We start from the raw sequence: 26366 nt of genomic DNA, 5'->3' as shown, positions 1-26366 counted from the left end.
TAATCCGTCTATACCAACGAAGGATCCTGATCGAACAGCTCCTTGTTTTCTCGAATCTTGCGTTGAAGCTCTGCGAAGAGTTGGTTGGCATTTGACAAGGGATAGGTTTTATTCAACAAATCGGCGATGTTATCTCGCGCGACAAAACCGACCTGGTATTCGGCCGCCGAGCGACGTTCAACTGCTGACTCCTGGGCCGTCAACGGCGCCGCAATGACACATTCGACTGGAACCCCCGAATGCCCACACGCTGCCAATCTCTCACGTACGTCATTCCGCCTCTTAAGAAGCTTGGAAAGCTTATCCGGGCCAAATGGTCCGACCGTGCATTCCACGACTACAAAACCCGCGTCGCACACAAAGATCCCGTCCGGCGCTTTTGAGTCACCAAATCGCCGGTCCAAATGCTGTACTCCAAAGCCGAGCAACCATCCCAAAGTTTGGACAGCAAATTCGAATTCGTGTTGCTTCGGTCCTTGTTGATCCGCAGGTGGCGCAAGCCAGTTGCGTAACCTATCTAAGCTTTCGTCGTATATCTCATAAGCCGCGCGGCGTGGGTTCTGGGGATGACCCTTGTCCATAACCACAGTTTGATGTTGAGCGCGGCCATCGTAGGTAGTGAAACACTGAACCACATCACCCGGATCGACGGGTGTCATCGACGTTCCCAACCACAAATCACCCTCCTCTTTCCAAGTGAATTGAGTCGGTTGGAATACACCGCGACGGATGGGGCGGTTCGTTCCTATCATCCGATACCCAACAGTGCAAAGAATTCTGTCCAGACCCTTCATCAGTGCGACGTGAAGATGAAGATAGCCGTCGCGAATTTCGGAACGCTGATCTGTCCAAGCCACTTGCAGGGCCACAACGTCCACCACCGCGTTGAGACTTAAGCTACCAAGTCGATAGTCCGTGCAGAGATCTTGGAGAGACACATATGGAGGGTCTGCTGCACGCAAAAGCCAATCAGTCACCAAGCCAAACGACGCCTGATGCATTGCGCCTACAAGTTTGCAACGGGGCTGTCGAGCAGAGCTATTGGGAAGCATGCCTTCCGGGTCATCGATTTTTATCTCAGTCAGTGAATATCCTGGCCCCGGTGCCATGCGTATCTTGTGACCCTCGACTTCAATCACTCCGGCCACCAAATTCGCGCAGAAATCGATAACAGCCTCCTTACCACCCTGAATTTCGAGGTAGCCGGCCGTAAAATTCTCAAATGATATGGAGCGGTGGCAATAGGGAAACAGATCATCCATGCTGTTCATAGTGAGCGCCCCCTTTATCAAAGCGACGCCTAAGTTTTGGCGCACTATTAGATAGCTAAAAAAGCATCTGCCAACGTTACCTGCAGACGCATCAACCCATGCCATGAATTGATCGACCGCACCTGAACCGCTCGACATCATGTGCGACATATATTCCACCCCTGGTGGTTATAGGAAGCGAACGCCTTGGGAGCGTTTGGAAATACCGCTCTGAGAAGCACATCGAATTCGGCGGAAGCTTGAAAGAGCGACCCGCGGAGGTGCGCCACCTGGATGGCGGCTAGAAAGCTGAGCGCTGCCATGGTGCGAATGATCGCCCCCTCGGACAAGGGCAAAGGACAGTAAATAACAGAAGCATCCATCAGGTACCGACGAACGACTAGGTTACCTCCATGCACGGCACCGTGAAGATCATTTGTTATCAGCGCTACGGCCTCAGCGAATTCTTTGCTCACTGGATCACCTACACGACCGTACTGCCTAGCTAGTTCATCGGCTACTAGTCTGGTTAACTCGTCGAAAGTAAGCTTGCGCTTCTTTCCATCAGTGCGATTAGGAACCAACACACTCGGCGGCACATCGCTTTCAAAGAACGCATGCACCGCAGCATCATCCGCCAGCGTTGGCGCCGCAAAATACACTGCCCTCGTGAAGCGCTCCAGTTGGGGACGCAACATCGCCTCCGCAGCGCCTCCATATTGAATGGGGTCCATTGTGAGAAGGCGGGTAGCTGCCGCCCCCATATCGATCGCCGACTTCAGCAATGGCAGCACGATCAACATACGCTCGGTGCAGTCGTTGAACGCGTACCGGGTCAGTTCCTCTGTAAGTTTTTCAATAAATACGTTGGCGTCGACCGCCAATGCTTTCGTCCGTTCGACTTCGAATTCCCACATGCTCCTGCCTCCTATCGCATGCCTGGAGCTCATCTCGATCTCCCTCAGCATCCCCCCGTTAAATCAGCTCAGCAAGGATTCTATGCGGCCTCAGAGGCTTCCGAAAAATGACCCTGTGTGCACCGCACTTGACGAACAAAAATCAAAATCGCTGAAAGAGCTCAAAGCGTATGTCTGTTTGTATGTTTAAAGCTTATACAAACAAACAAAGACTATAGGGTCTTGCAAGTGCCTGATGAATCATTTTTTTCGGGGTTTTAGGTGAATGTTTATGGGAGCGAAGCCACTGCCTTAGGCTATTGGAAATTCGCAGATCGTTCGACCGCCCCATGTGAGCGGTTGAAAGGCCTTTCGGTCACCGCGCTTAGCGCTTGCCGTTGTAAGCCACCTGCGCAGGGATCCACAGCGATACTTCTGTTCCCTGTCCCTCGACCGATTTGATGGTCAGTTCGGCACCAATGGACGATGCGCGTTCGTGCATGCCTACCACTCCCCATCGATTGGCGATCTGCGATGAATGCTTGGCATCGGCTTTAAATCCCTGCCCATTGTCCTGCACACAGATGGACAGCCCTTTCATGCCGTGATCCACCTTGACGCGAATGTCGTTCGCGTGCGCATGTTTGAATGCATTGAGCAGCGCTTCACGGGCAATTAAAAATGCTTCCTCACCCACCACCGGTTCAATGATTTGATCGCCATCGTTACTGCTGACGCCGAACTTCGCTGGATAGTCAAGCGCACATTGCTCGGCAAATTCTCTAATTCGGTTAACGAGTGCGCTGGAAACTTCCACGCCCAATCGCAAATCACGCAATCGTTGACGGCCTTCGACCAAAATCTCCTCACCACGCTCAAGCGCGTTTTCAATCGAGATGGAGACCGGATGCTCCGTTGGTAATTGAGAGGCTGCAGCGTGAACGCGAAGAATCAACCCATGCACCCCTTGAAGCAACGTGTCATGGAGATCGCGCGCGATGCGCTCTCGTTCCTGATGACGTGCTTGAATGCGCATCCGAACCCGGTCGTTGGATCGGCGCACGTAGGCGAGAACCCATAGCGTCGCTGCGACCAACGCCACGAGGATGCACGCGAGCCGAAACGCTAGCGTCTGAAAGAAAGCGGGAGCAATGGAAAACGATAATGTGGCAGGTTGCACACTCGACACACCGTCTTCGTTGATCGCCATCACTTCGAAGAGATAATCACCGGGCCCCAGGTTGGTGTAGAACGCCGAGCGCCGGTTGCCTGCATCTTGCCAGCCCTTATCGACCCCCTTGAGCTGATAGCGAAAATGCACGCGATCTGGTCGGGTCATGGCGGTTGCGGTGTAATCAATGCTCAAGCTTCGGGTCAACTTGGGAAGCGAGATGGCCGAACTCGCTAGATATCGAGTATCGCCCACTTGCAGCGCTTGGACTGTCGCGTAAGGTGGAAATTGATCGCGCCGAATATGCTTGGGGTCAATCCACGCGACACCAAACAGCGTTGCCACCCAGATCCGGCCATCATGGCTCTGCGCCAACGTAAGTGTGGGACGAAGCGTCGCTGGTAGTCCTCGCTTCACACCGTCCTCTTCGTCAAACCGCTCAAAGGGAACCGCGTAATCGGGATGCTCGCTGACACGAGCTATATCGGACGCATCGATGCGATACACCCCTTTCTGCGAATTCAACCAAACTTCGCCGCTTGGTGTTTCGACAACACCAGAAATACTTCCAAAGTCCTCCCCGTCCTTACCGTGGAGCATGTAAAAGCGGCCCTGTTGCAAAAACGCGGCCCCTTTATCACCCGCGGCCCAAACCCGAGAGCCTACGACGAACAAGGCCATCGGGTTACCGACGGCCAGACCATCCTTCGCGCCGAATTGTTTGGCCTTATTGTTTTCAAGCACTGCAACGCGGTTATCCGGATACGTCAACCAAAGACGATGCTGCTCATCCTCAAGCAAACGTATCGCAGGGCCATTGGGTAAGTCGTGACGTCCACCGTCGGCCACCCAATTTCCGTTCTGGTATTCAAAAAGACCCACACGCGCAAGCGACACCCAAATTCCGGATGCTGCATCACCCGTGATGCCTTGACAGTTGATCCCCAAGGGCTCGCCTCCGGTGGGAAGCGGCCAGGTCGTCACGCGCTCGCCCGCCACACCGTAGACAGAATCTTTGCCCACCATCCACAAGGTCGATCCGTCGTCGTGCATACAGAAGATGGACGATGTGGGAGAGTGAACCGTTGTGACGCTCGGATTCGCCAACGTGAGCCCATGTTCGACGCTCCCAATCCACATACCGCCTGCACGATTAGGTTCCAAGACGGGCCAATGAGGATCTCCCACGGTCGGAAGTGACGTGAACTTCGTGCGGCTCAACTTGATCAGTCCGTTCGACGCCGTTGCCCAAATGTTGTTTTCGCGATCCACCAAAAATTGGAAGAGTCCGAAGGAGACGTCCGTATAAACGGGCAGCAACTCTCGGGTGGGCGCTCGCCCACTTGGCGTGTCGATCCATCGAATTCGACCAAACCCTTTACCGGGATCTTCAAACCAAAGTGCGCCGGAGGAGTCCGTCAGCGTGGGCGAATCGGAATAATCCGGACCTAATGGCAACCCTTCGCCAAAGGGAAGGCTAAACGGGATGGACAAGGCTTCATCCCGATTGGCGGGCACAAAGCGCGACGTCGAGGGATGCATAGCAAATGCGCCATGTTCGGTGGTGACCCATAGCGCGCCGTTTCGCATTCCCATCCACCCAGGAGGCGAACCGTCGTAACCCGCACTCGAACCCACCTTCTTCCAATGATCTCCCGACAGAACCAGAAGGGTGTGAGGCCCCGCTGCATACAACTGGTTATCTGGCCCACGTGCGATGGAAAAAAACGCGCTGGGTTCAAGATTTCGCGTATCGAAGTAGTCGATGTGATCCTGATGAAGACGGCTGACCCCACCGAAGTCCAACGCGATCCATAGATCACCCGTAGTGTCCGCAAATAACGCAGAGACACCCGGCGTTCGAAGCGCTTGCGTGTAGTGATTATCAAAGTTCGCACCGTCGAAACGGATCAGACCGTCAATGGTGCCCATCCAAATAAACCCATCGGTGGTCTGCGCCATCGCCGTGACGAAGGTTTTGGGCGCGCCATCCCGAAATGTCCACGTTGTGGGATAGAACTGAGAAATGTCGACGTTAAACAGCGAGGCATTGGGGTCTTTTGCAGGTGCCTGCACCGTGTAAAGCGAATACCGGAACTGCAAAGAAGGAGGCGATGTCAGCAGTTTTACGTCGCTACTGGAAGAAGCAAGCGCCGGTGCCGTCGCACTGGCTGCGGCTGGAGCGTGAGCTTGTGCCTGTATAGAACGGGGTTGTCCAAGGCCTACAAATAGGAAAGCGATGAACCACGCGACGATCGCGCGGAGCCTGGAGATACTGCCGGATACCCTGTTCCATCTCACCGGCATGATCGGCTCCAAAACCCACGGGTTATACAGCGCCAGACAGCGGTAAAAGTTTACGCCAATCCAGCCGCTGTCATGGCCGTTTTGGGCCAGTTTTTCGGCGTTCAAGGCCCTAAAAAGTGGCATGAACCCGTTAACGGCGATGTACTGGATACCCCTGTAAGCCCACACCGCAGGCCGGCGGATCTGCAAACTTTTCAGGCGTCCTGAGCATGGGAGCCGGCTGATTGGGACGATACGCTGAAATCGTATCAGGACGATCCCTTCGCAGAGCTCCCATGAGTCAATCTCCTTTCGCGCATTTGCGCGTGCAACAGCAAAGCACCACCCTCGCCGGTCGCCTTGCAGGGCTTCTCCTCGCCGACCAAGGTGCGGAGGTCTACGCCTCCGACTATCCCGCAAATGCACACGAAGGCATCGATGAATACTTAGATCGTGGCAAGACATTGTTGCCAGTCGCAGCGCTTGAAAAATTGGTCGATGCCGATATCGTCATCATCGATGGAGATCGACTTCCGTCGCTTCATCTCAATCAAATTACGCTGGGGTTCACGGCCGTCGCACCCGGCGAACACGACATTGATGTGCCAGACAACGCCAGCGATGACCTTCTGAATGCATTGCTTGGTTTTTATACCGACCTGGGCATTACCAGCCGACTTTTGGGCCCCGTTGTCACCTACACGCCTCTTCCCTTGTGCTCGATTTATGCCGCTGTGCTTGGCGCTTGTGCGGTTTCTGCAGCGCTGGTTCACCGACAGAAAGCGGGGGTGGGCACCGCGATCGTTGTCCCTCGTCTGGCAGCAGGGCTTTCGGCCATTGGTGTGTTGGCCATGAAGCTCGATGGTCTCAAATCCCACTTGGTGCCACCCCAACTATTGGGCCTCCCTCCAGAGATCATTGCCGCGCTTCCCGATGCGCGAAAAACCGAAGATGGCATGCTTCGGTTGCTCAACGAACTCAACCCAACCGCAGGTTGTTATCGGACCTCCGACGGCAAGTTGGTCATGCCCGTCACGACGGTCAATCGACGCCTGGCTCAGGCCATGCTGGCCGTGTTGAACCTCGAAGATCGTGCCGAAGACGCTGGCTTCCTCAATGTCACGCCTTATGACCCGTCAAACGTCGAATACGCCGATCACAACCTGGCGTTGCCACAAGCCATCCGAAACGATTTGAATGTGCAGTTAGCACAATGGATGACCGAAACGTTCGCGACGCGAACCGCTGACGATTGGGAATGCGCCTTTGCGAAGGCGCATGTTCCTTTCGGAACCGTCAACACGTTTTCGGAATGGATGGCATCGGACTGGGCGCGCGCGAGTGCGTTGGTGACCACACCCCTCCATCTCACTGCGCCTCAAATTGGGCGCTCGGTGTTTCTCGATTCTGCACGCCCCTACCCACCCTTGAACGCGCCCAACCGAACGGACGTTGCACCCTACTTTAATAGCCGTCTTGAGCGAAGCGCGCTTGAACTGGTGGGGATCGGCAAGCCATTGGACGGCTATGCCGTGCTGGACCTTGCCAATGTCATCGCGGGTCCAGCATGTGGACGTCTCCTCGCCGAATTAGGTGCGCGCGTCACGAAGGTGGACACCACGCGCCCCGACCATCAACCCGTCGTTACGGTGGGCTGGGGCGCCGAAGCAAATCAAGGCAAGGACAGCATTTTGTTGGATGCAAAGACGCCATCCGGACGCGAAGTGCTCCACCAACTGATCACCTGCGCAGACATCGTGGTGATGAATGAAACCGACGAAGGTGTTCGGCGCTTAGGACTGACGCGTGAGGTCGTGGCTTCGCTTAACCCACGTGCGGTGGTGGTGCAAATCAGTGCGTTCAAAGGTGAGCAACCCAGCGAATGGGATGATCGCCCCGGTTACGACCCGCTACTGCAAGCCATCACCGGAATCATGAGCCGATTTGGCACCTCCAACTTGCCACTGCTTCATGGCATCGCATCGTGCGTGGATTACCTCACCGGTTATTTGGGCGCGTTCGCTGCATTGGCCGCATTGCAAGCGCGCGAGCGACGTGGCGAACAACGCGGGGATTGGGCCGAGACGTCGTTGGCCGCCGGCGCAGCGCTGATCCAGATGCCTTTTCAATGGCAACCGCCAGCACCTTCTGCAACGGGACCGAGGGCGACCGGCCCGCATGATCGAGCGACCCTCCGACAAGTGCGTGATGGGTGGGTCTTCATCGAAGTCGATGAAGGGGCTATTCCCGACACCAACGAATTAAATGTGCAAGAAGCCATCGCGTTTGCAAAATACAGTGGCGCCCGCGCCGTGCCCGTGCGATCCATCGCTGAATTGCGGACGATATTTCTGGCAAAGCCCAGTGCGACGATTCGATTTCGTTCCACCACGAGGCAAGGTTTACAGACAACGTTGCTGGTGCCCACGTGGTTCCAATTTGACGGCGCACCGTTACCTGCACCCTTCAAGCCAGGCCGACCGGGAGCGGACGCAGAGACCATCCTGGCGAAATTGGGGTATAGCCAACGCGATATCCATCGCATGAAGGCAGAGGGTGCGGTGGGTGAAACAGACTGGATGCATCTGGAGCATCACGCAGTGCGCAATTAGGGCGACCCAATTTTTCGCCACTGCGTCGGAGACACGCCGTAGCGTCCTTTGAATGCACGACTGAACGCCGCTTCGGATGCGTAGCCCACGCGCTCGGCAATTTCTCCGACTGATGCGCGTCCGTAACGCAAGAATTCAGCGGCACGATCCATCCGCCATGTGCCCAGGTAATTCAGCGGGGTCTGTCCAACGACGCGCAAGAATCGCTCTGAAAAGGCCGAGCGCGAAAGATTGGCGCGCTCGGCCAACTCCACAACGCTCCACGGTTTTTCAGGTGCGGCATGCATCGCGGCCATGACATGACCAATACGGGGATCCAGCGCGCTGGATAACCATCCGCGTCCAACTTCGCCATCTGCAGCCCACGTGCGCAAAAACTGCACGAAGATCACATCCAAGAGCCGTGAAATCATGGCCGCCCCGCCAGGACGAGGATGAAGCGCTTCGTCCAGGATGAAATGACAACTGAGTTCTAGCCACTCAAACGGTCGATCTCGCAACCCTTTCACGACGGTCACGGGCGGGAGCACCGACAGCAATCGGGATGCGAGCACGCCGTCAAATCCAAAATCACCACACATCCAAGTCACGTCACCCTGACCCAGGGTCAGACGCTCGCGATCGTAGTGCTCACGCGCAAGGTCCATGACATGCACGGACCGCACGCCTGAACCGTCCGAGACAGTGTGGCCATTTCCACGCAGCATGACCAAGTCGCCTTGTTCGGCGTGGACCGGTGTATGACCACCACTTGCGCTAATCGTGACGGCACCGCTTCGAATGATGTGCAGGTAGTGACGCCCCTGGGGGAAGCTCACGGAGAAAGGCGCCGACAACGCACACGTAAAGACCGTGTTGCCACGAATACGGATCAGTTCCAGCACATCCGAAAACGGATCGTTGTCAATCGCAAACGGATCGTGGGCCTGATCAAGCGGCACCGGTGTATCTGCAAAGAAATCGCGTTTTTCCGTCATACGAACTCTGGAGGCGTCTCAATACGATGAAGTCAATCTCAACGTGGAGCAGTTGCAATGCCTAAGCCGATCCTGTTGATCCATGGCGCATGGGTCACGACCGCGAGCTGGTCTGCCTTTCGCACCTATTTCGAGCAAAACGGCCAGACTGAGGTGATCGTTCCACCATGGCCATTCATGGATAAATCCGTCGCGGAATTGCGCCGCAATCCAGACCCGCGTGCCGCCAAACTGACGATCAAAGCATTGGTTGATCACTACGATCAGATCATTCGCAAGTTACCAGAACCCCCCATCCTGATCGGTCACTCTTTTGGGGGACTGATTGTCCAAATGCTGCTGGATCGAGGCTTAGGCGCGGCAGGCGTTGCGGTAGATGCGGGCCCTCCGCGCGGAGTGCTTCCCAGCCTCACCGCAATCCGTTCTGCCCTTCCCGTGCTCAGTGCTTGGCTGGGATGGACGCGCATCCTCACGATGTCGTTTAAGAGCTTCGCGACGACGTTTGCCAATACGTTGCCAGAGCCACAGATGCGACCGGCTTACGATCAGCACATCGTTCCTGCACCCGGTCGCATTTACTTCCAAGCGGCTTTGGGGATTGGCAATGGCGTTAAATTCAAAAATCCTGCACGCCCGCCACTCTTGCTGATTGCTGCAACGAAAGACAAAACCAGCACGCCGTCCATGGTGCGGGCGATGTATGGCAAACATAAGCGCGCACCCAGCCGCACAGACATCTTGGAGTTTGAGAATCGCAGCCACTGGCTCATTGCCGAAAAAGGCAGCGAGGAGATTGCGCAAGCCATCTTGCAGTGGGTATTGGTCAACGCGCGTTAACGCCCCCTGGGCTACTGATACGACGTAGCCTTCAATCGCTTCACGCCGAGACGCCCTGTTTCTGTGTGATTAGTTAACGATCGCTTACTGTCCGAAAGGTGGCTTGTGAACGACCACACGTGCGATCACCGACATCCCTGGCGACAGTGCTGCGATTCCACGAGCCGGGTTTAGCACAATCTTGACTGGAACGCGCTGCACAACCTTCACGAAATTGCCGGTTGCATTTTCAGGAGGCAGCAACGCGAAGTTCGAACCCGTGCCACGCTGGATGCTATCCACATGTCCATGGAACACGACCCCCGGCAACGCATCAACGCGAACGACGGCAGCTTGTCCGGGCCGAATGCGCCCAAGCTGCGTCTCCTTGACGTTGGCGATGACAAAGACTTCCCTGGGCACCGCCGAAAAAAGACTCTGACCCGGCTGCACATAATTGCCGACTTGCACGCTGCGATTGGCGACCGTGCCATCTGCAGTCGCGTAGATGCGCGTGTAGGAGAGATTGAGCCGTGCTTGATCCAACGCGGCCTGCTTGGCCGCGATGGCGGCATCCGCCTGAACCACTTGGCTCTCCAAGACTGTGACGTGCGCCTTAGCCGCGGCGAGTGCGGCGGTGTCGTGTTCCACCGTTGCACGCCGCTGCCCAACGTCTGAGGTAGCCAGCTGCAGCCGCTCCTTCGTATCCGAACCGCTTTGCGAGAGGGCGCGGTATCGAATCAATTGCTCATTCGCAAACGTCAGTGTTGCGTGGTCGCCATCCAGCGCCGCCTGAGCTGCCGCCACCTGATGGTGCTGTTCGCCGATCTGCGCTGCCAAATTCAATTTGAACGCCCTGGCGGACGCCAAATCGGCCGCTGCGTTGTAGACGGCGACTTGGTAGTCGCGCGGATCCAGCTCCACAAGCAGCTGCCCCTTTAAAAAAGCCGTGTTGTCGCTGACGTGCAGTGCGGTGACATAGGCGGGCACCTTGGGAACCACCGTCACCGTGTCGGCCTCAACGTAAGCATCATCCGTTGACACGATAAAAATCCGGGGAATGTAAATACAGAGCGCGATGATGAGCAGAACGATGATCAGCACGAAGATGCCCTGGCGCTTCGTGATCGAAGGGGATGCGGATACTGGTGCGGGCTTGGGCGCCTGAGGTGCCGTAGGCTGACCCGCAGGCGGATTGACTTGATCGCTCATTTCTTCGCTACCGGAGAGGGTGGCATCAGAGGCACCACGCACAACGCGGCCACACCAATGGCCGCCATGAAATAAAACACGTCGGCGTAGGCAAGTGTGGACGCTTGCGTTGCACCGACTTCGCTTAATATCTTCACGGCCATCGCCTTGGCGTCAATCGGCGACGTGCCACCTCGCCCAATGATTTGCCCCGCAACACGATCCACCCACGCCACCAAAGGCCCATGCGTGGCATGAAGGTGCTCATAGAGCCGTGATGAATGCAGCGTCTCGCGTTGATGAAGCACGATAGACACCACGGTTACACCCAACGACGTGCCAAGCTGGCGGAACGTCATGTAGATGGACACGGCATCGAGCTGACTTTCCGCCTCAACCTTGCCCACCGTGCCGCTGCCAATGCTCGATAACATCGGGGCCAGACAAAAGGCATACATCACCAAGGGAACCGCGTAGTAAATCTCCGGCGTGCCCGAAGTGATCAGACGTGCAAACACCAGCATTGACAGCACCAGCATGGTGAACGCAAACGCGATCGTTTTTCGTTGGCCGAACTTGGCAATTCCGGTGACGACAAACGGTCGGATCGCAGCCGCCGTGAGTGCGTAGACACACATGAGGCGACCGGCATCGCTCGCGCTCAATCGGTTGGGATCCACCCCGCGAAGGTATTCGGGCAGTGCATACAAACTACCCGACAAAATGGTGCCTGCAAAAATTCCCAAGAATGTCGCCGAGAGCACCGGACGCGTGCGGATCAGATGCAAACGCAAGAGCGGATGCCGATTGTGCTCACTGGTCTCCCAACAGATGAAAAGCAAGAGTGCGACCACCGCGATCCACGCCAACCAATGGATGGCGGGCGATTCAAACCAACCATCGATCTCGCCACGGCTCAACATCACCTGCAACGCAATAACCGCAATGCCAATGAGAGTGATGCCCAACTTATCGACATTGACCACGCGCGAATCCGACGAGGGCGGCACGTCTGGGTAATGGCGTCGCAAAACCACAATCGCAGCAATGGCAAAAAGCACGTTCGGAAGGAAAATCAGACGCCACGAGACGTGGTCGGTTATAAAACCGGCATAAAGCAGCCCGACCGTCGTGGCCAGGTAAAGCATCACCGACACACGCATGAGTGAGGCGCTTCGATGCTGGCGATCTACCAGCATATAAATGCTAGCTCGCCACCACATGGTGAGCCCTGAACCCGCGAAGCCTTCGATGGCGCGCCAAAACAACAGGGTTTCGAACGTCGAGCTCAATGAGCTCCCAACGGAGGCGATCGCAAACAGGACGACGGAACCAATGATGTAGCGGCGATGGCGCAAATGCGCAGCCAACCAAATGGACAACGGCACCCCGAAGAACATCGTCGAACTGTAAGTCGTGAGAATCCAACTGGCCTGATCACGTGAGATGCCGAAAGACCCGGCCATATCCGGCAAGACCAAGTTCACGCCATCAAAGGTGTAGAACTCAACCGCCGTCGCCAAGCCCAGCCCAAAGAGCAGCATTTTGGCGTCCGACAATGAAAGCGGACGCCGAGCGCTTTGCGCAGAGGGATGGGTGACGTTGGCGGAGATCTCGGTCATGCGATCACGTCGGATGGATCATGTCGCGCGAATAGGCCAAGCCAATGCCGTAACCACCGGCATGTGATTCAACAATGCCACGTGCGCCATCGTAGGTATCGTGACGCGTCCAATCGCGTTGGAGTTCGAGCAGCACCTGGATCCACGATGTGAGGGTGATGCCCGCCGCTTCCATACGACGCAGCGCCAAGTCGTGACTAGTGGGGGTCAACCCGCCGCATGCATCGCCGATCACCCAGACATCAAAGCCATCGGCCTTGGCGGACAACGCACAGAACGATACACAGGCTTCGGTCAATAACCCGGAAATCAGGAGCCGCTTGCGACCCGTTGCGATGACCGCCTGGCGCGATGCATCGTCCTCCCACGCATTCATGTTGCGCCGTTCAATGGATTTGACGTTGGGAATGACGTGTTGGATCGCGGGCATCATCGGTCCGCTATACACCTTGCTCGCCGAGGTAAAGGCCACAATCGGCACCTTGAATACATCTGCAGTGCGCGCGACCGCAACACTGTTGTCCAGGAGCACCTGGCGATCCGAAGATCCGACGCCGAAAGCCAGGCCCGCTTGCTGGTCAATTAAGAGCAGCGCGCAGTCCGCTGGAGTGAGCAAAGATATTGTGTTGGACATCGGTATCTCCTCGTAATAAACGGATGAAACTCACCCAATGACGCCCTAGCCGTTCAGGGCGTCATTCTTCACCCCCCATGGCCCTGTAAAAAAAGATGGCCGAACGTAACGCGTTCACTTGCGCGTTCACGGCATCATCTTGTGCGGCGAGCAACTGCCGTTCGGTATCCAACACATCGGTCAGTGAAATGGAACCGGCTTCGTAAGCGCGCTCGCTGGATGCATTCGCTCGCTGCAGCGAGACCGTTTCAGCGTTGAGTTCGTCCGATTGCGTGGCGTATTGCGCCTGCGCGGTAAGGGCATCTTCGACTTCTTCGGTCGCGCGCAACGCAGTCTGGCGGTAACGTGCCAGCGCTTCGGCATAAGCGCCTTTCGCGTCGTTGACTTCGGCATCCACACGTCCGAAGTCGAACAATCGCCAACGCAAGCCTGCCAGCAACTGCGGCTGAAACGACGCCGCAGAGATGAGTTCGTCCGAGCCTAAGCTTTCGAAACCGAGCAACGCCCCCAAAGAAATGTGCGGGTAATAGTCGGAGATTGCGACACCGATGCGCGCGTTCGACGCGGTCAAATGGCGCTCAGCGGCCACGATGTCCGGTCGGTTTCGCAGCAGTTGCTCAGGCTGCACACTGACATTGACCGTCGGAATGCTCGGGATCGGGCTACCGGTTTGGAGTTCAGCGGCATACGTGCCTGGTTGAGCCCCCATCAACACGTCCAAGCGATTGAGCTGTGCTTGCAATGCGATCTGCAAAGGCGGCACGGTCGCCTTGGCTTGATCGACCAACGCCTTCGTTCGATCCAGTTCACGATCAGACGATGCGCCGTATTGATTGCGCTGTTGGATCAAATACAACAGGTGGGTATCCACATCGATCTGACGCTGTGCAATCCGAAGCCGCTCTTGATTGCCGCGAATTTGCACATACGCATCCACCGCATCGGCGGTGACCGATATGCGTGTGCCCAGGTGATTGGCTTCGGCCGCTTGTGCTTCGGCGGTGGCCGCCTCTTCACCGCGACGCAATCCGCCGAACAAATCCGCTTCCCAACTGGCGCCGATCCCTTCGTCGTAAAGCACGTCGTTGCGTTGATAACCGGGCTGGACGCTGGCCAGCTCGCCGATGGGACTGCGCAGGGACTGACGCTCAGCATCTGCGGAGAGCCCAAGTTCTCCCGAGGGAAGACGCTTCGCACCCGCGGCTTGGGCGGCGGCCTGAGCTTGCGATACGCGCGCCAAGGCAGCCGCAAGATCCAGATTTTGATGACGCACCCGATCCACGATGCGATCCAGCTCAGGATCGTGAAAACCTCGCCACCAGGCATCCAGTGGCAACGGTGCAGACGCATTCGCCGATGCACTCGTCGCATTTGAAATGCGTTTCAAGTTGAGATCAGGCGTCTTGTAGTCCGGCCCAACGTCAACGCAGCCCACTACCAGCAACGTCAACGAGAGCGCGATCGGCTTTCGCAGCGGCATCCATAGCGATCGCGTCACACCCGTGGTCATCCGTCACCAACCCCAGCGCAATTCGACACCCAAGTAATCCGAATCCTGCCCGCCCGCGCGGCGAAGTGCGGGCGCCACAAAATAGCGATCCACTTCGAGCGCGAACGCCAGACTACGCGTAGCGTTCCAGTTCACCTGCAACTGCCCGTAATTGGTGCTGTGCTTGCCAGGCTCACCCGCAGTGCCGGGGACGGGAATGTCAGGCTGGGCATAAATCGCGTCGCTCGTCGTTTCGCGCCACAGCATCCCAAAGGAGGCAATCACCTTCACCTTATCAAATGGCGATACTGTGAGCGAAGGCTTGAAGTGGATGAAATTGGTATAACCGGTGTAACCGGACAATGTCACGTAATAGCCGTTTGGAAACAGTGGGTTAAACGTGCCGACGGTATTGCCGCTCAAATTATGCGTGCCCGAGGCCGCGTCCAGCTGCAAGCCAAACCGAGGCGTCCAGGCCACATCGGTAAGCGTAAAACCGCTCAACGAACCAAACGCCCACGCGTCCACATTCTTACTGCCGATGCTACCTCCCTGCTTCATTCCCTCGATATCCCAATCGAAGACCTTGATGTTGCCGAAATAGTGGACATCCACGCTCTGCCGTTCTTCGTTCCCCGATGCGGCCAGAAAGTTGACGTTGTCTTGCCTGAAATCCGAGAAACTCACACTGAGTTGACTATCGGCCGTCATACGCCGTTGCGCGCGCACGCCGCTAAACGTCAAATGACGATTGCTGTAATCGTCCCAATCGGTTTGATTGCGATATTGAACCGGTTGGCTGGCGAAACCCGTAACTCGCCACAGCCCCGTCTCGTAATCCGCCCACACTGCGTCATACGCCTGGCGAACATTCGGACCATCACGAACGGAAACGAAACGTTGCAGGTCAAACGCAATCTCCTGACGACCTGCCCGCACCTTCAACTCACCCTGTCCCAGCTTCTTGTGCCAATCAAAAAAGGCAAGCCGCAGATCCAGCTTATTGGCATCCACGGGCGAGGGATTTTGCAGCCAAGGCGCTAGCGCATTTTCAATTTGAACAAATATTCGTGTGTTGTCGGTAATGTGAGCATCTGCGTGCACTTCCAGACGATGCAGCAGATAGTCCTGGCGTTTGCCACCGACCGTGCCAAAAAGCGCAGGGTCGATGCTGACAAAGCGCTCGCGCAGCGTGACACCGAATGACAAGTAACGCTTCGGATCATTCTTGGAAAACGGAATGTATTTGAGAGCGTCCCCGAACTCGCGCGGAACGCGTGGATCCGCGAGCACCGACCAGTCTTCCTGCCATCGATAAAAATCAATAGTGGGGCGAACGGGAACGGGGGTGTCATCCGTCGTTTGGGCGTAGCTCCGGCCCGCGGTGACGCCTACAAGGATCAACACTAACCCGCAGCGTGCCCACATGAGTTTCCTTAGACCTTTGGCGCGATGCCGAGCTGCCGATCGACTGTCAGCTGATCCCAGTAGATGGCGACATGCGTGATTTTGTGATCTGGACCGTATTGGATAACCATAACTCCGGGATGGTCGAAGGTGCGCCCGTTCCCAGGTGTCACCTTCCCTGTCGACGGGTCGATAAATGGCCCAGACCATGTGCCCGTCACACGCTCAATGGATACCGCCGTTGAACCGTCCACAACGGCTTGCTTCACATCGACGTGGAAGTTCGGATACGCGCGAAAGATCATGCCAAAGAACGCACGCGTGCCCGCGTAATCCAAAGGCTTCGGGTTTTCGGGCTGATCGATGGCGACATCCGGCGAGAACATCGCCATCACTTTGTTGATGTCGTGGCTGTTCCACGTTTGTGCCCAATGATCGACGTCTGCGTGGGTGGCAACGGAACCCGCCGCCATCACCGGCATGGACAATAGCGATGCAACGAGCGTGACGACACCTTTGCTCACGACCGATCTCCTGATGGCATGACATCGATAAAGCGCAGTCATACGCGATAGGACTGCGCATCGTTGTTTATGGTTTTGCGCTGGCGTGAATTTCCGCGATATAGCCGCCGGGGAATTGAACCAACGCCGCGTTTCGCCCATCTGCAGTGTAAGGACCCGTCAACACCTGCACGCCTGCGGCCTTGCCCTTTGCCAGCGTGCTAGCAAGATCCGCTACTTCATATCCGGTCATCTCATGACCGTAGGGAAATGGCAGGTGCCCATCGGTGACGAGCACGACGATCTTGCCGTAGCCGGACTCGATACGAATGCGACGAAACGTATCTGAGGGGCGACCAATCTCTGCGCCCGAAGCATGCGCGTCATCCGAAACGACTTTGCCATGCGAGAACGTGACGAAGCTATGCACGAAGGCGTCCGCTGCATCCGGGGACACGTAAACACGATTTTCCGGAACGGTCTGCAGCGGTTTGTAGTTGGGTGCTGTGGTGTGCCAATAAAGCTGCATGTTGACGCCACCGGGCCATTGGATCACCGCATCTCGGCCGATAGGATCGGGAAAGGTGCTGACCACAACGTTCGCACCCGCGGTGCGCGCCGCCGCAACCGCTGCATCCATATCGGTCACCAGATATCCCGTGCGCTCTGCGCCAAAGGGCCATGGAACAGGCGTCTTAAAACCGAAGACCGACAAGGTGCCTGCGGGCGTCAGCACAAGTTGCGACATCGTTTTGCTAGGTGTCGGCGTTACGGTAAACACGCCCTGTTTGGACGTCGTGCCACCGAACGTCGCTTGAAGACTGCTCACAAAGCGATTGAAGTCTCCCGGTGCCACGTAGACATGGGTCGTATCGTATTGCGGCCCAACGGAAAAGCCAGCTGCAGCTGGATCCTGAGCGGCCACGGTGGCTGCGGGTAGGAAGAAAAGACCGCCCACTGTGAAGGTGAACAGCAAGGCGGAAAGTTTTAATGACAAGAAGGTGCGCATGCCAAGCTCCTTGGATCGAAATCAAACAACGCGGACAAAAGAAACGCGGGAGGATTGAAGACGGTTATCGATCGTGAGCTTTCACCTCATGGCAATGTAACGCCGCAAACACCATGCCTGCAATCAACGAGATGTGCTCAAGAAAATCGTTCATTTCGGCAAAGCGTGCTGGTCCTTGCAATGTCCAAAACGCATGGGCCATATAGGTGACGACCGCTGTAAACACACCCAATGCGCCCGCACCCAACCATGCAAAGCGGTTAAAGATGATGGCAAGCGATCCACCCAGCTGTGTGATCAGCAGAAGCCCATACAAAATCCATGACGGAGGTAGACCGAGACCTTGGATTTCAGTGAGTGCCGCATGCGGATGAAAAAGCTTGTCGATGCCACTCCACCAGAAGGGCAACGTCAGGCACAAGCGCGCCAGGTAAACCGTAAAGCGCGCTTCAAGGATCCGCACAATCAGTGCAGGCGTATCGTCATGAATAGCAGGCTTCGCTGCAGTCGCCATCGCTATACCGCCCAGCACGAGCAACCGAGCGCACCCCAAAACGACTTGAGGTCCGATTCGGAAATGGGAAGATTGGCGCCCCAGGCCTTTGCATGCTCGTGTCCGTGCATGGAGCACCCTCCGCAGTCGCACGCATGCGCCTGCATCGCCGCCGGCTGAAATTCCTTCCACGCACCATAGCCACCATACGTGCGGACCGGCGACCATTCGGGCATGGCCGGGGGCACCGATGTCTCATCGAACTCGCGAAAGCCGTTGGCGCCATACACCACCTTGCCACCGACGATCGTGAGATCCGAGGTAATGTCGGCGATTTCGTTCTCGGAACATGCAAAGTAGTCGCAGCTCGGAACAATCAAATCGGCCAACTGCCCCACTTTGATTTGCCCCTTATTACCCTCCTCATTGGAGAACCATGTGACATAGTGGGTCCACATGCGCAACGCGGTTTCGCGATCCAGACAATTGCTTTGTGGATAGATGCGCAGGCCGCCGACGGTGCGACCGGTCACCAGCCACGACAACGACACCCATGGGTTGTAAGACGCCACACGCGTTGCATCCGTGCCAGCAGAAACATGCACGCCCTTGTCCAGCATGCGCGCAACCGGCGGTGTGGCCGCGGCCGCGGCTGCTCCATAGCGTTCGACAAAATACTCGCCTTGATACGCCATGCGATGTTGCACAGCGATACCGCCACCCAACGCAGCGATACGATCCATGGAACGTTCGGAGATCGTTTCCGCGTGATCGAAGAACCAATTCAATCCTTTGAGAGGGATATCGCGATTGACCCGTTCAAACACATTGAGTGCGCGATTGATCGTCTCATCGTAAGTGGCGTGCAATCGCCATGGCCAGCGGTTCTCGGCGAGGATGCGCACCACATCTTCCAGGTCCCCTTCCATCGATGGCGGCATGTCGGGGCGCGGTTGGCGGAAATCTTCAAAGTCCGCGGCTGAGAAAACCAGCATCTCGCCGGCACCGTTGTGACGGAAATAATCGTCACCTTGCTTATATTTCGACGTCTTCGTCCAATGGAGAAAGTCTTCCTTCTCGCCTTTGGGTTTCTGTGTAAAGAGGTTGTAGGCCAGTCGGATCGTCAAATGACCGTCGTCTGAAAGACGACGGATGACTTCGTAATCTTCCGGGTAATTCTGAAATCCGCCGCCGGCATCAATCGCGCCCGTCACGCCCAAACGATTCAAGTCACGCATGAAGTGACGCGTCGAATTGAGCTGGTAGTCGAACGGAAGTTTGGGTCCCTTGGCGAGCGTCGCATACAAGATCGCCGCATTCGGTTTGGCCAAAAGCAATCCGGTCGGATTGCCGGCACTGTCACGCTCGATTTGGCCACCGGGCGGCTCCGGCGTTTCCTTGGTGTAACCCACTGCGCGTAGCGCCGCTGCGTTAAGAATGGCGCGATCGTAAAGGTGCAACAGGAAGACCGGTGTGTCGGGTGCAGCCGCATTCAATTCAGCAATGGTCGGCAGTCGCTTTTCGGCGAACTGGTGTTCGGTAAAACCGCCGACCACGCGCACCCATTGCGGTGAAGGCGTGATGGCGACTTGGCGGCGCAACATCTCCATAGCGTCGGCCAGCGAGCGCACACCATCCCAGCGAAGCTCCATATTGAAGTTCAAACCGCCGCGAATGATGTGAAGATGGTTATCGATCAAGCCAGGCAGGGCCGAGCGCCCTTTGAGGTCGATAACCCGTGCACCTTTTGCGTTTGGAAGGATGTCACTGTCGCGACCCACCGCAACAAATCGGCCATCTGCGATGGCAACCGCAGTGGCCGTGGGATTGGACTTATCAAGTGTGGTGAAACGTCCACCACAAAGCACGAGTTGGGGAGAGGAGGACGGAGCGCTCATGATTTTTCCTGCGTCTCGTTAGGCGGCGCATTAGGAAGCTTGCCGCACGGAAGTTCACCGAACACGTGGGGCTTGACCTGCTGCCCCATCCACGCTGATGTGGTTGTCGGTTTGCTCATGACTTGTTTGACGAGCGGTGGGATTTGTTCACCGATCAAAATACCGAGCAAGCCGACCAGCGCCACCACAGGTGGCGCCGGCGATCGCACATGAACTAAGCTGTAAATCACTCCCACCAGGAGGCCTGCAGCGAGCGAAAGCAAATACGGCTTCATGCAAACTCCTTAGGAACGATCAAGCCTCGGCAATGTAGGGATCGACATTGACGATCGCATCAACCGCCCTGAGCGTGGAACATGGTCTTGGCGTAAATCAAACCCAGGCCATAGCTTCCGCCGTAGATCTTCGCGATGCCAGTGGTGCTTTCATAGGTCTCCGTGCGGGCCCAGTCGCGCTGGAGTTCAAGCAGGTATTGCAACGACGTCATCGGACGTGCACCGGCTTGGACCATACGATCCATCGCGCGGTTGTGCGCCTCCGCGGAGACATCACCGCATGCATCGGCAACCACATAGACTTCAAAGCCCTGCTCAATCGCAGACAAGGTTGGACCTACAATACACACGGAAGTCCACAGCCCACCCAACACCAAACGTTTCTTACCAATTGCATTGACCTGTTTGATAACGGCCTCGTCTTCCCACGTGTTCATCGACGTGCGGTCCAGCAACGCTTGCCCCTGGAAGGCATCGGTGATCTCGTGAAACATAGGCCCCGAGAAACTCTTTTCGGCAACCGTGGTAAGAATCGCCGGCACCTTGAAGCTCGCCGCGGCCCGCGAGATCAATCCTGCGTTATTGCGCAAGGTGATGGCGTCAATGGAGTGCGTCGCAAACGACATCTGCGACTGGTAATCGATCAAAATGAGCGCGTGATCCTTAGGCGTCAGCAGCTGTGAACCCGGTGTAGCTTTAGCAGTGATAGTCATGGCGGCATCTCATAAACAGGGGGAAGGTCGATGTGGGAAAGCGGCCAATTAGCCTTTGATGAAAGCGAGCAGATCCGCATTGATGACGTCCGCATGCGTCGTCATCAATCCGTGTGGGAAGCCTGGATAAATTTTCAGCTTGGCGTTCTTAAGCAGTTTCGCCTGTAGCACCGAGGCGTCTTTGTAAGGAACAACTTGGTCATCGTCTCCCTGCATAACGAGGGTCGGCACCGTAATCGCTTTCAGATCTTCGGTTTGATCCGTTTCAGAGAAAGCTTTGATGCCTTCATAGTGTGCGAGCGCACTGCCCATCATGCCCTGACGCCACCAATTTTCGATGATGCCTTGGGAAACTTTTGCACCGGGCCGGTTGAAGCCATAAAACGGGCCAGTCGGAACATCAAGGAAAAATTGAGCGCGATTGGCAGCGAGTGCTGCGCGAAAACTATCGAAGACAGCGAGCGGTGTGCCGTCAGGGTTATTGGCGGTCTTGAGCATAAGCGGTGGAACCGCGGCGATGAGCACCATCTTCGCGACACGCCCTTGAGGTTCACCGTATTTCGCAACATAGCGAGCGACCTCACCACCACCGGTGGAGTGACCGATGTGGATGGCATTTTTTAAATCGAGATGTTCGGCGACGTCCGACGCATCGGATGCGTAATGGTCCATGTCGTGGCCCGTCGCAATTTGCGAGGACCGGCCATGACCGCGTCGATCATGAGCCACCACGCGATAACCCTGGGCGACAAAGAACAACATCTGCGTGTCCCAGTCATCGGACGATAGCGGCCAACCGTGATGGAACACGATGGGCTGAGCGTTCTTCGGGCCCCAATCTTTATAAAAGATTTCGGCGCCATCTTTGGTCCGGACGAAGCTGCTCATGGGTGAACTCCCAACTTGATCAGGGGTGGAGGAAGGAGTGGCATGCGAGGTTGGGCTGGACATCGCGATCCTCGGCAATGCAACCGAGATCGCAACTACGGCAGCGCCAAGAAGCAGTGCTCGGCGCTGCTCATCCACGTCGGACGGGAAGTGATCGGTGCTCATCACAATCCTTGATAGGCCAACAGCGGGATCCATTCGCGCTCGGAAGAGACGCGAGCCAACGCCTTGCGGGGAGGCGTTACCTATTCATTTGGCACGCCGAGCATTCCATTGATCGACCAGGCCCCAAAGCCCTTACGAAGGGAACGCTGACTCACCCTGATGGGGGAGTTTCGTGGCAGTTGTCGCCGGGGGGAGATTGTGATTAGCTAGTGAAGCTCGTCTGCCCGTTGGGAATGGACGCCCTAAGATCCGTGGGGATTGAAGCCCATGAGTGACGATTCGCACCGTATTCGCGTTTTAATGGTCGATGACCACCCGATTTTCCGTGAAGGCATTGCGGCTGTTCTGGCTGCGCAAAGCGATATGGAATTAGTTGCCGAGGCAGTTAATGGCGAAGCAGCCATTGCGGCCTTTCGTCAGTTTCGACCTGACATCACGCTGATGGATTTGCAAATGCCAGGGATGGGTGGCCAGGATGCCATTCATACCATCCTTGGTGAATTCCCCGACGCACGAATCATTGTGCTCACGACCTACGAGGGTGACGTGCAAGCCACCCGAGCGCTAAGAGCGGGCGCAGTCGGTTACCTGATTAAAAGCACATTGAGGAAAGAGCTTCTCTTCACGATCCGGCAAGTCCATCAAGGGCACCGTCACATCCCGGGTGACATTGCACGGGTCATTGCCGAGCATGTAACCGATGACGCATTGAGCATGCGCGAGCTCCAAGTGCTCGGTCATGTGGCCGGCGGCCTTTCAAACAAGCGCATTGCCACGCACATGGGTATCTCGGTAGAAACCGTCAAGACGCACATGAAGAGCATCTTGGCAAAGGTCAACGCGAGCGATCGCACGCAAGCGGTGGTGATCGCGATGCGCCGCGGCATCATCGACGCCTAACGCCCCAAGCTCAGCATCTGTTTGAGCCACGTCCACCGCCGTTTGCGCGAGCGGACATAGGCAATACCAGCGGGCACCACTAATTCAATCTCCGTCCCTGCCCCAGGTTTTGCCCAAATCTTGAACTGGCCGCCAATGCAATTGGCACGTTCGCGCATGCCCACCAATCCCCAATGCCCCGGCTTGCGACCGGCTTCCAAAACCGTGGGATCGATGCCGATGCCATTGTCGCGCACACACAAACGCAGCTGCTTGATGTCGTAAACGATCTCCACTCCGATTTCCGTGGCCTTGGCGTGATGAAACGCATTGAGCAAAGCTTCGCGACCGATGAGATAAATTTCCTCGCGGATGGTGGGATCAATCTCCTGCCGTTCACCTGTGCTGACGAGCCTGAACTTGGGAGGCTGCTCGGCTGAAAATCCTTCACCTAGCGTTGCAAATGCAACAGTGAGATCTTGGGTCGCATGATCGCTAGCACGAAGGTCTCGCACGCGGTCGCGGCCGTCGACCAGAACGGAGTCGGCCCGATCTAAGGCCTGATCGATCTGAGCACGGAGTGGATCCCCGCCTGACATGCGTTCGGCCACCGCCTGGAAACAAAGGATCAACCCTTGAATGCCTTGCAGCAACGTGTCGTGCAACTCGCGCGCAATGCGTTCGCGTTCTGCATGGCGAACTTCCAGGCGATCGCGTACGGTGGCGACCATTTTTCTGTATTGGAAGATCACCAATCCAATCACGCACAAAATGGCGGCCAGAATGGACAAGATCTGAAAGCAACGCGTTTGATAGAACGTCCGCTTAATTCGAAACGTCAAACTAGCGGGATGTTCGCTCCATGTGCCATCGCTGTTCGCTGCAATAACCTGAAACTCGTAATCCCCAGGTCCCAAGTTGGCATAGATAGCCTGGCGATGTGCGCCCGCATCCTGCCAAGTGCTATCGATACCGCTGAGCTTGTATCGGAACTTGACGTTTTGAGGTGATCGAAAACTCGCCGCGGCGTATTGCAAACTGATTGTCGTTGTATGGGGCGGAAGCACCAAATGGCTAGTGATCGCAAACGCCTGACCTTCGGCCAATACGGATTCGATCGAGACCCGAGGAGCGACATCATTGAAGTGAACACTGGAGGGTAAAATCCAACACACGCCTTGGTTGGTCGCAAACCACAATCGGCCGTCTGCATCCGTTGTAATCGTCGAGGCTAGTGGCTGTCGCAATGCGATGCCCGGCACACCATCATCGCCGCCGTAAAGTTTGTAGCCCGGCGTGTAATTGGGTTCTTCAAATGCGCGATCCGCCTCACTGGCCGCGATGCGCACCACACCCACACTCGTATTGAGCCAAAGATCCCCAGACGGGGTTTGTGCCATACCCGTCACCGCGCCAAGCACGTTCATGCGACTGATCTGGATGGATTGAAAGCGACCGCCTTTCCACCGAGCGACGCCGGCATCTCCGCCGACGAGAACAGAAGCGCCTTGTGCAGAAATCGCTTCGATGTCCCCCACATCCAAGCCATCACGAGCCGCATAGGTCGTCGACGTGTTGCCGTCCCAGCTCACCACCTGGCCGTTTGCGTAACCCAACCACGCACGATTGTGTCCGTCAAATGCAATCGCGTTGGGCTGGATATCCGACATCGCGGTGCTAATGTCAGCGTGTTGCCAACCCTGCTCCACCAACTTAAAAAGGCCGCCATCAAGGCCAAACCAAAGGTCACCATGAACATCCTTGGCGACAGCGGTGACGTGTCTGACCGACTCCGTCGCAAGGGGTTGCAAAGGCACGACGCGCGTTTGGCTATTCCACTGGTATAGGACCGCTGCCATTTGCGTGATGACGCGATCGCCTGCAGAAATTAAATCGTATGCATGGACCGGCAGCTGGCAGGTCAACTGCGAAGGTATGGCATGAGAGACCTGATACAGGCAGCCGTCCTGCATCAAAAAAACGCGACCCGCGTCATCGGGCGATAACCAGGTCGTTGCCGGCGACGAAGTTGGATTGGGAGACACCACCGTAAAGCTGTTGGCGTGAAAGCTGTTGAGGCCGAAATTTGTGCCGATCCAGACGTCACCCTCGTGATCGACAAGGATCGGCACCGCCACAATGGACGTTAGCCCTTGTGCAGTGGAGTAGCTGTCTGTGACTTGGGGAGGGCGTAGCGATTGTCCATCGGCTACGCGGGACGGATTTTCGATACGAAACACACCTTCAATCCCATCGCCAGGCCACAACGTGCCCCACAACGAGCCGTCACGGTCGAACGCCAAACGTTTGGCTTGCACGAAATTGGTTGGGGGCAGCGGTTGTAGGAGCTGACTGGGGATGTGATCGGCCGACAATCCGGGCAGTGCGCGCGTGCCATGCAGCCCATCCGATAGCCAGAGTGCGCCGTCCGGTGATATCGCCAACACCGCATACATACCGGTCGGAATGCCGGTGTGCTCAAAACGATGCGCACCTTTGCGTAGGAACAAGAGTTCTTTATCGGTGGCCAGCCACAACGTGCCCTGGCGATCGACCACCATCCAAACCGATTGCATGTCAGGTGGGTAGTTCCAATCGGAACCCACCCGTGTGAATCCGTTCGTCCCGTAGCGCAGCAGTTCGTGACCAGCTGCTACCCACAACGTGCCATCCGGCGTGGTTGCAAAGCAAAAGACGGGACCCTCGCGGTTGATCTTGCTGACGGGGTAATTCGTGATGTGCCCACTTTTGAGATGGCTAATCACTCCATCAGAGGTGCCCACCCATAACTCATCGTTTGACACGATCGAGAGCGCTGTCATGTCACTCGATGAAAACGCTTCTCCCTGGGCCGGCGTGTAATGCTCAAATTGGACACCATCAAAACGAAACAACCCGCTTCCCGTCGCCAGCCACATGAAGCCCATGTCATCTTGCTTCATGTCCCAAATGTCGGCGGGCGCACCGCTTGTGACCGCCCACGTGCGGTGATTCATTTGGCTGATGCTGGGAGCGGTAGCCTCCTTACCGGCAGCCGCCACCGTCCACAGAAGCCAAAGTGGCAGCACGAAGAGAGCGATCCATCTCTCGCGTAAGGCGAACATACGTCCCCACCTTGGAATAACGGACTATCTAATACGGTAAAGAGGGCGCCGACATCACCCTTTGGAGGGGCGCGCGCAAAGCCGAAAG

20 protein-coding genes are annotated in these 26366 nt (G+C 56.5%); 3 read left to right on the top strand and 17 right to left on the bottom strand.

What is annotated here, in order from left to right:
• Nucleotides 1-8: 8 nt before the first annotated feature.
• From DWU98_RS13125 to DWU98_RS13110, 3 genes are all read right to left on the bottom strand, one after another.
• Nucleotides 9-1421, bottom strand: coding sequence for a hypothetical protein (locus DWU98_RS13125; RefSeq protein WP_147293320.1), 1413 nt, complete (start codon nt 1419-1421; stop codon nt 9-11).
• Nucleotides 1409-2167: a hypothetical protein gene (locus DWU98_RS13120; protein WP_147293319.1), complete on the bottom strand. Its 759-nt coding sequence runs from the start codon at nt 2165-2167 to the stop codon at nt 1409-1411. Before DWU98_RS13120 ends, DWU98_RS13125 begins: the two co-directional genes overlap by 13 nt.
• Nucleotides 2168-2531: 364 nt before the next feature.
• Nucleotides 2532-5729, bottom strand: a complete 3198-nt coding sequence (locus DWU98_RS13110) for a sensor histidine kinase (protein ID WP_158545054.1) — start codon at nt 5727-5729, stop codon at nt 2532-2534.
• Between the two features lie 170 nt (nt 5730-5899).
• Between DWU98_RS13110 and DWU98_RS13105 the strand changes: the two genes are divergently transcribed.
• Complete coding sequence (locus DWU98_RS13105; protein WP_115496010.1) at nt 5900-8215, top strand: CoA transferase; 2316 nt, start codon at nt 5900-5902, stop codon at nt 8213-8215.
• Here the strand turns inward: DWU98_RS13105 and DWU98_RS13100 are convergent.
• Nucleotides 8212-9192, bottom strand: coding sequence for an AraC family transcriptional regulator (locus DWU98_RS13100; protein ID WP_115496009.1), 981 nt, complete (start codon nt 9190-9192; stop codon nt 8212-8214). The two genes, DWU98_RS13105 and DWU98_RS13100, sit on opposite strands and share 4 nt — an antisense overlap.
• 57 nt (nt 9193-9249) lie before the next feature.
• On the opposite strand from DWU98_RS13100, the gene DWU98_RS13095 reads away from it, so the two are divergent.
• Nucleotides 9250-10029 carry an alpha/beta hydrolase gene (locus DWU98_RS13095; protein WP_115496008.1) on the top strand — a complete coding sequence of 260 codons (780 nt, stop codon included), beginning with the start codon at nt 9250-9252 and terminating at the stop codon, nt 10027-10029.
• Nucleotides 10030-10113: 84 nt separating this feature from the next.
• Here DWU98_RS13095 and DWU98_RS13090 read toward each other — a convergent pair whose 3' ends face one another.
• From DWU98_RS13090 to DWU98_RS13035, 12 genes are all read right to left on the bottom strand, one after another.
• Nucleotides 10114-11112: an HlyD family secretion protein gene (locus tag DWU98_RS13090; protein ID WP_158545053.1), complete on the bottom strand. Its 999-nt coding sequence runs from the start codon at nt 11110-11112 to the stop codon at nt 10114-10116.
• Between the two features lie 104 nt (nt 11113-11216).
• On the bottom strand, nt 11217-12821 hold the full coding sequence (locus DWU98_RS13085) for an MFS transporter (protein WP_115496006.1): 1605 nt from the start codon (nt 12819-12821) through the stop codon (nt 11217-11219).
• Between the two features lie 4 nt (nt 12822-12825).
• Nucleotides 12826-13455 (bottom strand): hydrolase, encoded by a 630-nt coding sequence (locus DWU98_RS13080; RefSeq protein ID WP_115496005.1) that lies wholly within the window; start codon nt 13453-13455, stop codon nt 12826-12828.
• Nucleotides 13456-13516: 61 nt separating this feature from the next.
• A complete protein-coding gene (locus tag DWU98_RS13075) occupies nt 13517-14935 on the bottom strand; it encodes an efflux transporter outer membrane subunit (protein WP_115496050.1) in 1419 nt (472 codons plus the stop codon).
• A gap of 33 nt (nt 14936-14968) precedes the next feature.
• The gene (locus DWU98_RS13070) at nt 14969-16372 is read right to left on the bottom strand and encodes an alginate export family protein (RefSeq protein ID WP_115496004.1); all 1404 of its coding nucleotides are present in this window, start codon (nt 16370-16372) and stop codon (nt 14969-14971) included.
• A gap of 8 nt (nt 16373-16380) precedes the next feature.
• Complete coding sequence (locus DWU98_RS13065) at nt 16381-16875, bottom strand: ester cyclase (protein WP_158545052.1); 495 nt, start codon at nt 16873-16875, stop codon at nt 16381-16383.
• A gap of 67 nt (nt 16876-16942) precedes the next feature.
• Nucleotides 16943-17863 (bottom strand): glyoxalase, encoded by a 921-nt coding sequence (locus DWU98_RS13060; protein ID WP_115496002.1) that lies wholly within the window; start codon nt 17861-17863, stop codon nt 16943-16945.
• A gap of 64 nt (nt 17864-17927) precedes the next feature.
• Nucleotides 17928-18377 carry a DoxX family protein gene (locus DWU98_RS13055; protein WP_115496001.1) on the bottom strand — a complete coding sequence of 150 codons (450 nt, stop codon included), beginning with the start codon at nt 18375-18377 and terminating at the stop codon, nt 17928-17930.
• Nucleotides 18378-18379: 2 nt separating this feature from the next.
• Nucleotides 18380-20254 (bottom strand): amidohydrolase, encoded by a 1875-nt coding sequence (locus tag DWU98_RS13050; RefSeq protein ID WP_115496000.1) that lies wholly within the window; start codon nt 20252-20254, stop codon nt 18380-18382.
• Nucleotides 20251-20529, bottom strand: coding sequence for a XapX domain-containing protein (locus DWU98_RS13045; protein WP_115495999.1), 279 nt, complete (start codon nt 20527-20529; stop codon nt 20251-20253). The genes DWU98_RS13050 and DWU98_RS13045 overlap by 4 nt, the downstream gene beginning before the upstream one ends.
• Before the next feature lie 59 nt (nt 20530-20588).
• Entirely contained in the window at nt 20589-21242 is a 654-nt protein-coding gene (locus tag DWU98_RS13040) for a hydrolase (RefSeq protein ID WP_115495998.1), read from the bottom strand.
• A gap of 48 nt (nt 21243-21290) precedes the next feature.
• A complete protein-coding gene (locus DWU98_RS13035; RefSeq protein WP_230474845.1) occupies nt 21291-22130 on the bottom strand; it encodes an alpha/beta fold hydrolase in 840 nt (279 codons plus the stop codon).
• Nucleotides 22131-22562: 432 nt separating this feature from the next.
• Between DWU98_RS13035 and DWU98_RS13030 the strand changes: the two genes are divergently transcribed.
• Nucleotides 22563-23195 (top strand): response regulator, encoded by a 633-nt coding sequence (locus DWU98_RS13030; RefSeq protein ID WP_115495996.1) that lies wholly within the window; start codon nt 22563-22565, stop codon nt 23193-23195.
• Here the strand turns inward: DWU98_RS13030 and DWU98_RS13025 are convergent.
• The gene (locus DWU98_RS13025; RefSeq protein WP_115495995.1) at nt 23192-26278 is read right to left on the bottom strand and encodes a sensor histidine kinase; all 3087 of its coding nucleotides are present in this window, start codon (nt 26276-26278) and stop codon (nt 23192-23194) included. The genes DWU98_RS13030 and DWU98_RS13025 overlap by 4 nt on opposite strands.
• Between the last annotated feature and the right edge of the window lie 88 nt (nt 26279-26366).

Source organism: Dyella monticola, assembly GCF_003363155.1.
GTDB classification, from domain to species: domain Bacteria; phylum Pseudomonadota; class Gammaproteobacteria; order Xanthomonadales; family Rhodanobacteraceae; genus Dyella_B; species Dyella_B monticola.
This window is presented reverse-complemented; position numbering and strand designations above follow the sequence as displayed.

Bases quoted from the DNA above. Each gene is read 5' to 3' on its own strand.
- DWU98_RS13125 (WP_147293320.1), bottom strand. From the start codon at position 1,421: ATGTCGCACATGATGTCGAGCGGTTCAGGTGCGGTCGATCAATTCATG.
- DWU98_RS13120 (WP_147293319.1), bottom strand. From the start codon at position 2,167: ATGTGGGAATTCGAAGTCGAACGGACGAAAGCATTGGCGGTCGACGCC.
- DWU98_RS13105 (WP_115496010.1), top strand. From the start codon at position 5,900: ATGAGTCAATCTCCTTTCGCGCATTTGCGCGTGCAACAGCAAAGCACC.
- DWU98_RS13100 (WP_115496009.1), bottom strand. From the start codon at position 9,192: ATGACGGAAAAACGCGATTTCTTTGCAGATACACCGGTGCCGCTTGAT.
- DWU98_RS13095 (WP_115496008.1), top strand. From the start codon at position 9,250: ATGCCTAAGCCGATCCTGTTGATCCATGGCGCATGGGTCACGACCGCG.
- DWU98_RS13085 (WP_115496006.1), bottom strand. From the start codon at position 12,821: ATGACCGAGATCTCCGCCAACGTCACCCATCCCTCTGCGCAAAGCGCT.
- DWU98_RS13080 (WP_115496005.1), bottom strand. From the start codon at position 13,455: ATGTCCAACACAATATCTTTGCTCACTCCAGCGGACTGCGCGCTGCTC.
- DWU98_RS13075 (WP_115496050.1), bottom strand. From the start codon at position 14,935: ATGCCGCTGCGAAAGCCGATCGCGCTCTCGTTGACGTTGCTGGTAGTG.
- DWU98_RS13070 (WP_115496004.1), bottom strand. From the start codon at position 16,372: ATGTGGGCACGCTGCGGGTTAGTGTTGATCCTTGTAGGCGTCACCGCG.
- DWU98_RS13060 (WP_115496002.1), bottom strand. From the start codon at position 17,863: ATGCGCACCTTCTTGTCATTAAAACTTTCCGCCTTGCTGTTCACCTTC.
- DWU98_RS13055 (WP_115496001.1), bottom strand. From the start codon at position 18,377: ATGGCGACTGCAGCGAAGCCTGCTATTCATGACGATACGCCTGCACTG.
- DWU98_RS13050 (WP_115496000.1), bottom strand. From the start codon at position 20,254: ATGAGCGCTCCGTCCTCCTCTCCCCAACTCGTGCTTTGTGGTGGACGT.
- DWU98_RS13045 (WP_115495999.1), bottom strand. From the start codon at position 20,529: ATGAAGCCGTATTTGCTTTCGCTCGCTGCAGGCCTCCTGGTGGGAGTG.
- DWU98_RS13040 (WP_115495998.1), bottom strand. From the start codon at position 21,242: ATGACTATCACTGCTAAAGCTACACCGGGTTCACAGCTGCTGACGCCT.
- DWU98_RS13035 (WP_230474845.1), bottom strand. From the start codon at position 22,130: ATGAGCAGCTTCGTCCGGACCAAAGATGGCGCCGAAATCTTTTATAAA.
- DWU98_RS13030 (WP_115495996.1), top strand. From the start codon at position 22,563: ATGAGTGACGATTCGCACCGTATTCGCGTTTTAATGGTCGATGACCAC.
- DWU98_RS13025 (WP_115495995.1), bottom strand. From the start codon at position 26,278: ATGTTCGCCTTACGCGAGAGATGGATCGCTCTCTTCGTGCTGCCACTT.